The 12,540-nt window shown below is 42.9% G+C and carries 11 protein-coding genes and 1 riboswitch; of the genes, 10 read left to right on the plus strand and 1 reads right to left on the minus strand.

What is annotated here, in order from left to right; all coding sequences use genetic code 11:
• The first annotated feature begins 151 nt into the window (after positions 1-151).
• The 4 genes from MHZ92_RS11725 to MHZ92_RS11740 all read left to right on the plus strand — a co-directional run bounded on the left by MHZ92_RS11725 (position 152) and on the right by MHZ92_RS11740 (position 5,359).
• Positions 152-1,192: a hypothetical protein gene (locus tag MHZ92_RS11725; protein WP_239431886.1), complete on the plus strand. Its 1,041-nt coding sequence runs from the start codon at positions 152-154 to the stop codon at positions 1,190-1,192.
• The gene (locus MHZ92_RS11730) at positions 1,189-3,165 is read left to right on the plus strand and encodes an McrB family protein (RefSeq protein ID WP_239431887.1); all 1,977 of its coding nucleotides are present in this window, start codon (positions 1,189-1,191) and stop codon (positions 3,163-3,165) included. Before MHZ92_RS11725 ends, MHZ92_RS11730 begins: the two co-directional genes overlap by 4 nt.
• Positions 3,149-4,858, plus strand: a complete 1,710-nt coding sequence (locus MHZ92_RS11735) for a DUF2357 domain-containing protein (protein WP_239431888.1) — start codon at positions 3,149-3,151, stop codon at positions 4,856-4,858. Before MHZ92_RS11730 ends, MHZ92_RS11735 begins: the two co-directional genes overlap by 17 nt.
• A 48-nt stretch (positions 4,859-4,906) precedes the next feature.
• A riboswitch (SAM riboswitch) is annotated at positions 4,907-5,006 on the plus strand.
• Between the two features lie 74 nt (positions 5,007-5,080).
• Complete coding sequence (locus tag MHZ92_RS11740) at positions 5,081-5,359, plus strand: hypothetical protein (RefSeq protein ID WP_239431889.1); 279 nt, start codon at positions 5,081-5,083, stop codon at positions 5,357-5,359.
• Between the two features lie 40 nt (positions 5,360-5,399).
• Here MHZ92_RS11740 and MHZ92_RS11745 read toward each other — a convergent pair whose 3' ends face one another.
• Complete coding sequence (locus MHZ92_RS11745; protein WP_370644695.1) at positions 5,400-5,600, minus strand: hypothetical protein; 201 nt, start codon at positions 5,598-5,600, stop codon at positions 5,400-5,402.
• 124 nt (positions 5,601-5,724) lie between these two features.
• Between MHZ92_RS11745 and MHZ92_RS11750 the strand changes: the two genes are divergently transcribed.
• The 6 genes from MHZ92_RS11750 to MHZ92_RS11775 all read left to right on the plus strand — a co-directional run bounded on the left by MHZ92_RS11750 (position 5,725) and on the right by MHZ92_RS11775 (position 12,524).
• Positions 5,725-6,822, plus strand: a complete 1,098-nt coding sequence (locus tag MHZ92_RS11750) for a zinc-binding dehydrogenase (RefSeq protein WP_239431890.1) — start codon at positions 5,725-5,727, stop codon at positions 6,820-6,822.
• Between the two features lie 65 nt (positions 6,823-6,887).
• Positions 6,888-7,724, plus strand: coding sequence for an AhlS family quorum-quenching N-acyl homoserine lactonase (ahlS, locus tag MHZ92_RS11755; protein ID WP_239431891.1), 837 nt, complete (start codon positions 6,888-6,890; stop codon positions 7,722-7,724).
• A 68-nt stretch (positions 7,725-7,792) separates the two neighbouring features.
• Positions 7,793-9,226: an aldehyde dehydrogenase family protein gene (locus tag MHZ92_RS11760; protein WP_239431892.1), complete on the plus strand. Its 1,434-nt coding sequence runs from the start codon at positions 7,793-7,795 to the stop codon at positions 9,224-9,226.
• Positions 9,227-9,239: 13 nt separating this feature from the next.
• On the plus strand, positions 9,240-10,370 hold the full coding sequence (locus tag MHZ92_RS11765; protein WP_239431893.1) for a zinc-dependent alcohol dehydrogenase family protein: 1,131 nt from the start codon (positions 9,240-9,242) through the stop codon (positions 10,368-10,370).
• A 207-nt stretch (positions 10,371-10,577) separates the two neighbouring features.
• Positions 10,578-11,810 (plus strand): M20 family metallopeptidase, encoded by a 1,233-nt coding sequence (locus tag MHZ92_RS11770; protein ID WP_239432026.1) that lies wholly within the window; start codon positions 10,578-10,580, stop codon positions 11,808-11,810.
• Complete coding sequence (locus MHZ92_RS11775) at positions 11,811-12,524, plus strand: DUF5058 family protein (protein WP_239431894.1); 714 nt, start codon at positions 11,811-11,813, stop codon at positions 12,522-12,524.
• Positions 12,525-12,540: the final 16 nt, after the last annotated feature.

A 12,540-nucleotide genomic window follows, 5' to 3' on the forward strand; every position in this document is an offset into this window, starting at 1 on the left:
CAGTAGTGTAAGAGAATAAAACCAGAAAGTGGTAGAGGAGTGAGCAATGTATATGTAATAGTTTAGATTTAACTCGTTATAACTTCATAATTAACATGCTCTTACCCTTTGATTTTCGATAGCAAAATAATGCGGAAAAGAGGAGATTGTCGTGAAAGACGCAAAGGAATTGGATGATGCCCTGATTGAGAGATTAGAGGATAAGGAATTCGTTAAATGGATGATCGAAAAGTTGAATAACAAACAGTTGGACTTGCTGCTGTATAGCACGAGTATGAGCAAGAAATATAATAGTCAAGAGAAACTCCCAACTCAGTTTCTCCAAAATAAACTTCTGATTAAAACAATCAGAACGAAGCTTTGGAAAATGAAGATCATACCTCCTTTAGGCTTCATTGTAGATAACCGAGAAAAGCTTGGTAAAGAACCCACGAAAGAAGATCTCTTGGAACTTGCCGAGGAACATAACGTAGATGACCGTCAAAAAGCGTTAATGCTCTTCTTGCAAAACCACTATGAAGAAGCTTTGGATTTGTACGATAATCGACATGCCGATGATGAAAAAAGTCCAAAGAAAGAGAAACCGAAAAAAGAAAAGGTGGAGCAAGAGCCTTCACAACCTAAAGCAGAAACACTTTCTCCAAAACAGGAAAAGAAGCTTCAGCAGAAAATAGATACGCTTCAGAAAGAGAAGGAGGACTTGATCAACCAAGTACAGCAACTCAAGAAAGAACTAAAAGAAAAGAATACAGAACATCAAAAGGAAATCAATCAGCTAACTCAAGATTTAGCTGCGGAAAAAGCATCGTCAAAAAAGCTTGAGGAAGAGCTTGCGCAATTACATAAGAAATTTGAAAGTGAAAAGGCGGTCGAAAGGGAGCAAGGCAACGCAGAGAAAGAAATAGAAAAGCAAGAGTCAGTACCAAAGGAAAAGAAGAAGCTCGCAATCATCGGTAACCCGAAGAACAATAAAGTGTTAAGAGATGATCGCTTCGATATTGACTTATTTGAACTGGACAATATCGAAGAGCTGATTCAAAGTATCGACCTCTATGAACATAAGCTGTTTCTCAGTTATGTAATTGATGAGGTTTTATATGAAGAAAAAGTATCGCAAGAGAATAGAGAAAAAATACTAACAATCACAAACTTTAAACAATTAAAAGATGTGATGAGGGAGCTAGTGAGATGAATAGATTTTGGGAACCGTTTATTTTAGGTGTATTAGCTGAAGCAGAAGAAGGGCGTTATCCATTATATAAGTCGATTTTTGTAAACAGTTCGAATGAGCTTCAATTTTCCATCCGGATTTTGTCGACACCGCCGCATAGCTTTCCAAATAGCCAAAGAACGATCACGTGCTGGGGAAGCGATCTAGCAGAACATGGATTTGAGGACGAATATTTTGACCGTGACCAACGTATCAAGAGCCTGATTGACTTTTTGGATGGCAAGCTGCTCGTCTTCCAGATTGAGAAGAAGGTGAGTCCGCGTGATGAGTACTATTCCGCTAAGAACATCCAGTTGATTCCAATGAAGCCGTCGTTTGTGGACGGATCAAGCTTCATGCCGGTGCCGTTGTTCCTAGAAAGCAAGGATATGGGAACTGCTGACGATTATACGTGGGAGCAATTCATCACCAATTTGAAGGAAGGCCGGTATATCGGACGGAACGAACAAGTATCCCGTGAGCCTGAGGATACGCCGCGATTCATTATCTTCAAGACATTGGATAATGAGTATTATGCAGTCGGTGAATTTGAAAGCCATCATTATGCCCATGGGGGATTCAGCTTTGTACCGGAGGATCAAAACCTTAAGTTTGCTCAATTAGACAAGAAAATCGTCAATGAAATCTATACATATCAAAATGCGATGTTTGTCGGAATGGATGAAGATCATCAAATCATCAAAGCGTTACAGGAGGAAAGTTCAGTACCGCTACCTCAACCGCAACCTGAGCCTGAGCAAGCTGCAGCACCCGCCAAAAAAGCAGATGTTCAGTCTACCGTGAAGAAAGAAGAAGTACCGGTTTCGACGATCGAAGTGGAAGTGCCTTCACGGTTGGACGAAGAAGCATTCATGGAGCAATTCATCGCTGAAACGAAAAAGATGAATTTAGTGTACAACGTGGAAGATCTATATAATTTCCATACATGCGTCAAAACGGGCGGTTTAACGATTTTGGCTGGGATGAGTGGTACGGGTAAATCCCAACTCATCAATGCCTATCAAAAAGGCCTTCATTTGGATTCCGATAAGTTCCTCATGATTCCGGTCAGCCCAACTTGGACGGATGACACTGACCTAATCGGCTACCCGGATATCGTGAACAATGTGTATCGTCCGGCAGAAACTGGACTCGTGAACCTATTGATCGAGGCGGAGAAAAACCGCAATGAGACGTTCATTGTCTGCTTTGATGAAATGAACTTGGCAAAGGTGGAACATTACTTTTCTCAATTCCTATCGGTGCTGGAGATGGAAAAAGGCCGTCGTAAGCTGAAATTATATAACCGTGATCTTCAAAGTAAGTTTTACAACGGCTCGTTCTATCCACCGGAAATCTTGATCGGTGACAATGTCATCTTCACGGGGACCGTCAACTTGGATGAAAGCACGCATCAATTCAGTGATAAGGTGCTTGATCGTTCGAACTTGATTACGCTGCATGTCGAGCCTTTCACTCAGTTCCTAACGATGGAATCACAAGTGAATGATAAGGTGGATAAGAAAGTCTCTTACTCTGTTCAGAGCTTCGTCCATCAGGACCGCAAAATGGTGTTGACGGAAAGGGAACTTGAGTTTTTGTGGGAAGTACATACTGCTCTCATGGAAGTATCCGCTACTATGGGGATTGGACCTCGTATCGTTAAGCAGATTGACACGTACATTAAGAACTTAGGTAATTTAGCGGAATCTCCGATTGACCGTAAAATGGCATTCGACTTGCAGTTCGTCCAACGGGTCATGTCTAAAATTCGCGGCTCTGAAGAAATGCTCCGCTCCTTAATTGGTGAGACTGTAAAGGATAATACAGGGGTCGTCAACTCTCGGTTGTCTGCGATTTATGACGACTACTCTGATTTATCCGATTTCAGCAAATCGAGGGCGGTTCTGTTGGAAAAGGCGAAAGGGCTTATGAGAAATGGCTACACAATTTAACGTCACTTTTGTGGAGCAATATGGAGCAAGCAGAGTGGAAAAAGAGTGCAACTATTTTTATGAGCGAACGGACGAACGCTATTTGGTGGATGAAGTTCAGCTCGTCGAAAACTCTTTGTTAAGCGTGTTATTCGAGGCACCGCCTGGTTACAAGCTTTATATTGACGGCATCGACCAGCTGGAGGAGCAATACGTGCAGGAGGATGAGAAGGGGCTCTATATCGTTCCTTCTGAAACTCCTTATGTGCTCTATCATCCTGCAAAGAATAAGCCGTACCCTTTCATTCCAGGAACGTATTTCCTCATGGTTTCTACACCAAGTGGCGAGTCTTTGGAAGCACGAGCAAGAGTGTTGACGAAACGCGTCACAGAGGATCAGCATACGATTATGGTGCAGGAAATCGAGCGGGCGGTCAGAGGATTGTCGAGTGAGCTGACAAATCGCCGCATGATCTACAATGAGGTGGCACTCGATATTTTCGGCCCTAAGAAGATTGATGAATACTCGATGATTTTGTCGAGCAGGGAAAAAATAATTAGTGGCCTTCATGCAATTGGGAAGAATCGTCGCTATTCGGTTGTGAAGGATTATCCGGTTATCCCGAAACATCGGGCGAAAAAAATAGACAGCAAATCGATCAAATATCTCATGATGCATCCGGAACAACAAAAGACGATACAGGCACCCGTCTCGACGGTAACGTATAATATACCGGAAAACCGTTGGATCAAGTTCATCGTCCGATTGATTCTAAAGAATGTGAATGAAATGCAAGAGTGTTTTGGTAGCCCGCATATTAAAAACTACAATATGGTGCAGGCTCAAGAGCTCCTCAAGGAAGTCAATTATTTGCGGAACGAACTTACGCTATTTCTGACGGAAAGATGGATCCAGGACATATCTGAAAATATTTCCGGTCAAATTCCGTTGGTGTTCTTTTCAGCAGGGCAATACTCAATTTTCTACAAACTGTATCGGATGATCAAACAAGGAACGAAGCAAAATGCAGCAGAACCGAAGCTGCAGTTTCACTATAAGCGTTCCGACATCCTTTATGAAATATGGGGTTATTTGAAGGTCATCAATATTCTACGGGATGAACACGGCTTCACGATGAGGAGAAACTGGCTTCAAATCGATCAAAACACATTAGATCAGGTGATCGTTCCTGGTCAAAATGAAGTGGATTATGTAGAGCTTGTCCGTGATAACTATAAAATCCGTATCTTCTATGATGAACTGCTTCCGAAAAGAAGGGAACAGCTATCACCATTGGTAACGATGCGCACCTTGGATAATAACCGGCCGGACTGTCGAATTGATGTGTGGGTCGAGGAGAAGTATAAGGGTTCACTCATTATTGATTTTAAATACCGGAAGCGCGAATACTTATGGAACGACGCGGACTTAGAAGAGGGAAGACAGATTCCGAAGGTCATGAGGCAGCTTGCGAATTATTCAAACGGAATGAGTTCCTACACGACAAAATTGAACGGCGTGAGGAATCAACTCATTGATGCAAAACCGGTAACAGAGGTGTGGGCGGTTTATCCAATCAAATGGGAAGAAACCAATCCGGATTATAAACTAAATGAGTATGATGTCCGATTGATTGATCTGAGTCCTGGTACGGAGAATACGTATTTCAGTGCCATGTTGGAAGAAGCGATTGATGAAATCATTGATAGGTAAAATAAAACCATCTGTGCTATACTAATAGTCAACTGAACATAAACTCTTTTCTTATTAAGAGAGATGGAGGGAATTGGCCCGACGAAGTCTCAGCAACCTGCCTGATGGTAAGGTGCTACATCCAACAGGGAAACCTGAACGATGAGAAGAAATTTTTGCACGCAAACTCTTCTCTTAATCGGGAAGAGTTTTTGTTTGGGAAAAAATTCAGGAGTGATGAAAATGACGAGATTACAAGAACTTTATCGACAGCTTGAAGAAGTGATGGATCGACAGCCGACAGGATCGGCTAGTGCGACGCTGCGGCATCATCAAGTGGCGGATCTGCGACGGGAAATCGATTATTATGAACTGGGAGATATGATTCCACGAGCATATATTCAGCAAGAAGTTGCTGAAATCAATGCCCTCCAAGAAGAAATCGACAGGTTGTCGGCTTTGCAAGCGGAAAAGAAGCGCAACCTCATGAATACTGTTTTTGGCGAACACGTAAAGTTATAATGAAGTGAAGAGCGTCCAGATCTGGACGCTTCTTTTCAGTTCAGTCATCTTCTACTTCCACTAAAAAGATCCGTTCCTCGAAACCACCGCGTTTAGCTGCTTTCTCCGCACGCACAGCTTCCAGTTCTCCCACCGTCACCCCGTGAAACTTCGCTGCTGCGTGAATCAACTCCAGCAAATCGGCCAGTTCCTCAAAGACATCATCTGATGTGGATCCCTCCCTAATGCACAAATACCTCATGTATCTTCAAAAGTTATTCGAAAAGTATTTTCTATCAATCTATTTACTTTAATCAAACTATTTGGTAAATTGATTCTAACGGGATATTGGATACAATTCCAAATAGAATAAAGGAGGGGAAAATATGTGTGATGGAAAAAAGGGATTAGTTGCTGAGATGACTGAGCCAATGAAATTAGAATTTAAAGAGTATCCGATTGTTGAACCGACGCCCGGGGGTGTGATTGTTAAGGTTTTACAGACGAATATTTGCGGTTCCGAGCTTCATATTTGGAAAGGGCTTCATCCGGTTATCCGCAGCGGGGCTCTTGGTCACGAAATGATAGGAGAAATTTTCGCATTAGGTGAGGGGGTTACAGAAGATTTTGCTGGTCAACCTATTAAAGTTGGAGACCGAGTTGTAAGCGCTTACTTCTTGACTTGTCGAAAATGTAAACCTTGCCAAGAAGGTCAGTTCAACCTATGTGAGAATGCGTATAAGTTCTGGAGATTGCCAACAGAACAAGCACCGCATTTCCACGGTACATTTGGAACGCACTATTATATTCATCCGGATCAATATTTTTATAAAGTACCAGATGAGATTCGAAACAATGTTGCGGCTAGTGCGAATTGCGCATTATCTCAAGTCTATTTTGGTCTTGAAACAGGACAAGTTAAGGCTGGTGAAACAATCTTGGTTCAAGGTGCAGGCGGGCTTGGATTGAATGCCATAGCCGTTGCGAAGGAAAAGAATTTAAGAGTGATTGCAGTGGATGCTGTCGACAGCCGTCTTGAACAGGCAAAACAATTCGGTGCGGATGAGGTGATTAGTTTTACGGACTATCCGACTTTAGAAGCCCGGGTAGAAAGAGTTCATGAGCTGACCGACGGAGCAGGAGTCGATGTCGCCATGGAGGTCACAGGTGTACCCGCTGCCTTTAGTGAAGGGGTTCATCATATTCGAGTTGGTGGCAGATATATTGCCATCGGAAATATATCGCCCGGTCAAACAGTAGCCTTTGATCCCGGGCTTTTAACGCGTAAAGCAATTACCATCTATCCTGTTTTACGCTATCACCCGTGGTACTTAAAGAAATCTCTTGATTTTTTAGCTAGGAATATAGATCGCTATCCTTTTGAGACACTGTTAGACGCTGAATTTAAGTTGGAGGATATTAAAGGCGCTTTAGATAAATCAGCTAGCAGAGAGGTTACAAGAGCGACAATTGTTCTTGTTTAAAATGAAAGTTTATGAACTCGTGATTTGTCTTTCAATATTCGTAAATAGGAGAGGGAGGAAAACCAATGTGTAATTCGAAAAAGGTGTATGTATTAGATACTGGGACGATGAAGATGGACAAGAACTATATGATCGCCATGCATAATCCGGCAAGTGTTGATAATCCAAACCCGCCAGCAGAGTTTGTCGAGTTTCCAGTATATGCAGTGTTAATCGATCATCCTGACGGAAAAATCCTTTTTGATACTGGTTGTAACCCTGATGGAATGGGAGAGGAAGGAAGATGGCCTCAAGGAGTACAAACACTTTTCCCTGCATTCCAGAGTGAAGAATGCTATTTAATCAACCGTTTGGAACAACTAAAAGTTCGACCTGAGGATATTAAATATGTTGTCGCATCTCACCTGCATTTAGATCATGCGGGATGTCTGGAACTATTTACGAATGCTGAAATTATTGTACATGACTCGGAATTGTCAAATGTCATGAAGACGTTTGCTTTAACTCGTGATATGGGTGCATATATTTGGGGCGATGTAATGGCATGGATTAAAAAGGAGCTTCGCTGGCGCACGATTAAACCACATGAAAAAGAAGTGCCGCTAGTAGATGGCATAAAAATTATTAATTTTGGGCCAGGACACGCATATGGCATGCTAGGTCTTCACGTAGAATTACCGGGCCATGGAAATGTCTTGCTTGCATCAGATGCATTATATACTGCCGAAAGTTATGGTCCTCCAATAAAACCGCCTGGTATCCTTTATGACTCTGTCGGCTATAACGCCACCGTAGAAAGAATTCGAAAGTTTGCAAATGAAAACAACTCAGAAATTTGGTTTGGCCACGATGCAAATCAATTCAAGTCCTTTATAAAATCGACTGAAGGTTATTACGAATAAGTAATCATATACAGACACCCTAAAACTAACTTTTAGGGTGTTGTACCTTATAGAAAGGCGGGGAGATATTGAAACAGATTGGAAGCATAATTGCAGGGGAACACAGGGTAAATGAGTCTGCGGAGAAAATCGAAGTAAGAAATCCGTACAACCAAGAATTGCTTTCAACAATTCACAGTTCTTCATTGGAAGATCTGGAAGCTGCCATTGATAATGCACATGACGTATATATGGAGACAATGCGGTCTATGCCTGCACATCAACGTAGTAAAATTCTGCAGACCGCTGCCCGATTGTTAGAGGAGCGCAACGAACAATTTGCGAAGACGATTAGCGAGGAGGCCGGCAAACCGATTGTAGAAGCCAGAGGGGAAGTTACTCGGGCACTTCAAGTATTGCAGCTAGCCAGCGGGGAAGCGAAAAATCTGAATGGCGAGCAAATCGCTATGGATAGCGCAATTGGCGGGGAAAAACAGCTTGGCATCGTGAAACGGATTCCGCTTGGAGTCGTAGCAGCGATTACACCTTTTAACTTCCCTCTTAACTTAGCGTTACATAAGATTGCACCCGCTATTGCGATTGGAAACACAGTTGTACTGAAGCCAGCTGAAAAAACACCAATCTCATCTGTGCTTCTGCATGACCTTCTATTGGACGCGGGTCTTCCGCCAGGGGCAGTTAATATCGTTAACGGATATGGGATTGACTTAGTCAAACCCCTTGTAACACACCCGAAAGTGAAGAAAGTTACATTTACTGGCAGTGATAAAGTTGGATGGCATGTGAAAGATCTTGCGAAAGAAAAACCGGTGACATTAGAACTTGGATCGAACGCACCGAATATTATTTTTAACGATGCAAACTTGGAAAATGCAGCGGCGGCGATTACGATGGGTGGATTTACGTTCGCTGGACAGGCTTGTGTATCCGCACAGCGTGTATTCGTTCATAAAGAAATTTACGAAGAGTTCGTATCGCTGTTAACGGAAAAAATTGAATCGTTAAAGATAGGTGATCCTGCCGATGAAACGACCCAGCTTGGACCAATGATTACGGAAGACGCTGCTACCCGTGCGGAAAATTGGATTCAAGAGGCAGTTCGTCAAGGTGCGACACTTCGTACAGGCGGTGAACGTAACGGCCCTTTCCTTGTACCGGCTATTCTGGAAAATGTTAAGCCGAATATGAATGTCGTCTGCATGGAAGTTTTTGCTCCAATGATTGCTATTATTCCGTTTGAGGATGAACAACGGGCGATCGAAGAAGCGAACGAGTCAGAATACGGCCTTCAAGCGGGTGTGTTTACAAATGATATTAATCGTGCTTTCCGAATTGCTGACCAGTTAGAAATGGGCGGGGTTTGGATAAATGAGGTTTCTGTTCGAAGATATGACCATTTCCCATACGGGGGTGTTAAACAAAGCGGAATTGGGAAAGAGGGCGTACGTTATGCCATTGAAGGTATGTCCGATTTGAAATTTATAGGTGTAAAACTATTATAAAGGCGGGGGTACTTTGAAGATACGTTCAGCAATTTTACGTTCGGATGGTGTTAGTCAGCCATATGCACATAGTAAGCCAATTCACATTGAAGAAATCGAGTTAGACCCGCCTCAAGCGGGAGAAGTATTAATAAAGATTAAGGCCGCAAGCCTTTGTCACTCTGATTTGTCTGTAATTAATGGCAGCCGGCCAAGGCCTTTACCAATGGCATTAGGGCATGAAGCTTCAGGGATCGTCGAAGAGGTTGGTGAAGGGGTTGTAAACTTCAAAAAAGGTGACAAGGTCATCTGTGTATTCGTCCCAAGTTGTGGTCATTGTGTCCCGTGTGCAGAGGGGAGACCTGCTTTATGTGAGCCTGGTGCTAAAGCGAATGGGGATGGAACATTAATAGGCGGTGGCGTTCGTCTGCATACCGGGAAAGAACAGATTGGCCATCATGTTGGAGTTTCCGCCTTTTCAGAGTTTGCTGTCGTTTCTCAGAACTCTCTCGTAAAAGTTGACGAGGATCTGCCGTTTGAGAAGTTAGCGTTATTTGGATGTGCTGTTATTACAGGCGTTGGTGCAGTCGTCAATACAGCAAAAGTTCAATTAGGTTCTACAGTTGCGGTGGTCGGCCTTGGCGGTATTGGTTTAAGTGCTTTGCTTGGTGCCATTGCTGCCGGAGCAAGAGAAGTGATTGCAATCGATATTAATGAGAAAAAGTTGCAACAGGCAAAGGAATTTGGGGCTACCGCTGTTTTTAACTCAAAAGATTCGGATGTTGTGGAACAGGTACGCAACTATACAGGCGGAGGAGTGGAATACGCTTTTGAAACAGCCGGAGTCGTCCCTGCGATGGATGTTGCTTATGCGATAACGAAACGGGGTGGGGTCACAACGACCACAGGGCTTCCGCATCCAGAAGCTAAATTTGCATTTCCTCAAGTGACCTTGACAGCGGAAGAAAAAACAATCAAGGGTTCCTATGTTGGAAGTTGTGTACCGCTGCGTGATATACCGAATTACATTACGATGATGAAATCCGGAAAACTGCCAGTTGACCGCTTGCTTTCGAATATTATTACTTTGGACGAGATTAACGAAGGTTTCGATTTACTTGCGACCGGCGATAATTCCAGAATCATCATTAAAATGGGCGACTAACATGGATGGGAATATTTCCGGCAGTCAACGGAAGTTGCACATCCGTGATATGCCGGGAGCATTCCATATTATATTTCCAGATAAGAATGTAATTGAATTAGCACGAGAAAGAATTATGTATTGGGGTGTTAAGCCCTTCTTTTAAAATAACAACTATACAGTGAGAGGAGTCATACTATGCTACTTCACAATGAGAGAAGTCATACAATGCTAGAAAAAATGTTTACTAGGTTAGATGAAATTTATCCTGAGCTCGTAGAGTTCAGAAGAGACCTCCATATGTATCCAGAGCTTTCACACACAGAAATAAACACTCCTAAGAAGGTAGCTGAGTTCTTAGAATCCCTAGGAATCGATGTTAAGACAGGTGTTGGAGGCCGTGGTGTCGTTGGGACATTAAGAGGGGACAAGCCTGGAAAAACGGTGGCACTAAGAGCAGATTTTGATGCCCTTCCTATTCAAGAAGAGAATGATCTCGAATATAAGTCTAGAATTCCGGGTGTCATGCATGCTTGTGGCCATGATTTACATACCGCTGCCTTGCTTGGCGTTGCTAAGGTACTAAGTGAAAACAAAGATAAGCTCACTGGTTCAGTCGTCTTTATTCATCAATTCGCTGAGGAGGTTATTCCCGGTGGAGCAAAGCCGATGATTGAAGACGGCTGTCTTGATGGAGTAGATGTCATATATGGCGCACACGTTAGTTCCATGGATCCACTCGGTGTGATCGGTTTTAAAGAAGGTGCAGCAATGGCGGCAGGAGACACGTTTGAAATTGAGATTTACGGTAAAGGGGGACATGCAGCTACGCCTCACTTAACTGTTGATCCGCTTATTACCGGTGCACAAGTTCTCTTAAACTTACAACATATTGTCAGTCGCCAAGTAAATCCCATGAGACCAGCTGTCGTAACAGTTGCAACATTTGAAGGCGGTGACAGTTTTAACGTCATCCCGGATTCGGCACGGATTAAAGGAACTGTACGTACGTTTGATGATGATGTTCGTGACAAGATTGAAGCATCTATTGAAAAGATTGTCGTTTCAACGTGTGAAGCTGTTGGTGCAAGAGCCGACTTTAGATATGTTCGTGGTTATCCTGCTGTAGTCAATGACCCTTCAGAAACAAAACGCGTAGAAAGAGTTGCCAGAGATCTATTTGATCAGGAATTCATTAAACATATTCCAGCGCAAATGGGGATGGAAGACTTTGCTTACTATTTAAAGGAAGTACCTGGAACGTTCTTTTGGGTGGGCGGTGCGCTAGAAAGTGATGTCTATCCTCATCACCATCCCAAGTTTAATGTTGATGAAAGAGCAATGATAACTATCGGAAGGCTTTTCATTGCATCTGTATTTGATTATCTGTCGGAAGAAAAAATACTTGAGTTGCATAGTAGTTCAAATATGTATTCATACAACGTTGAAGGGGGAATTTAAATGCCGGAAAATGTAATGAATATGGCTAGCGGTACTATCGTGTGGATCGTCGCCTTTTTTGTAATGGGAGTCGTTATTTTTCAAGCACTTATGTTTATGCGCATTGCTAAAAAAGCTGCCCCGGATGCAGGATTAACTCCTACAGAAGTGTCAAGAGCGATAAGGACAGGCTTTATTAGCTCACTTGGACCTTCATTTGGGATTGCAATTGTTATCGTTTCGTTAATAGCACTCCTTGGTCCACCTATAACAATGATGCGAATCGGAATTATCGGATCTGCCGCAACAGAAACAGCCGCGGCTCATATTGGTGCGAAGGCCTTTGGCGTTGAGCTAGGGGGCGCTGGATTTAATGAAAAAGCGCTTGCAACTGTCGTTTGGACGATGTGTTTAGGTGGAATGGGCTGGCTCCTAGTCACATTTCTTTTCACAAAATCTCTTGGAAAAGCAGAGAAGGCAATCCGTACGAAAAACCCTAAAGCGGTAGCAAGTATTTCCTTAGCAGCCATGCTTGGTGCATTTGGATATTTAGCAAGCGAACAAATGCTAAAAGGATTGGGCTTTTTCTTTGCAGGAATTGCCTCTCTTGGAATAATGATTGTTTGCATGACAATTGCCGATAAGAAAAATATAGGTTGGCTAAGAGAATGGTCACTTGGAATTTCAATGGTTTGTGGAATGATTGTCGGAACTATAGTCATAACCCTTACCTAGTTTTAAAGATGAGTAA

The organism is Sporosarcina sp. ACRSL, assembly GCF_022346605.1.
In the GTDB taxonomy this organism is placed as follows: domain Bacteria; phylum Bacillota; class Bacilli; order Bacillales_A; family Planococcaceae; genus Sporosarcina.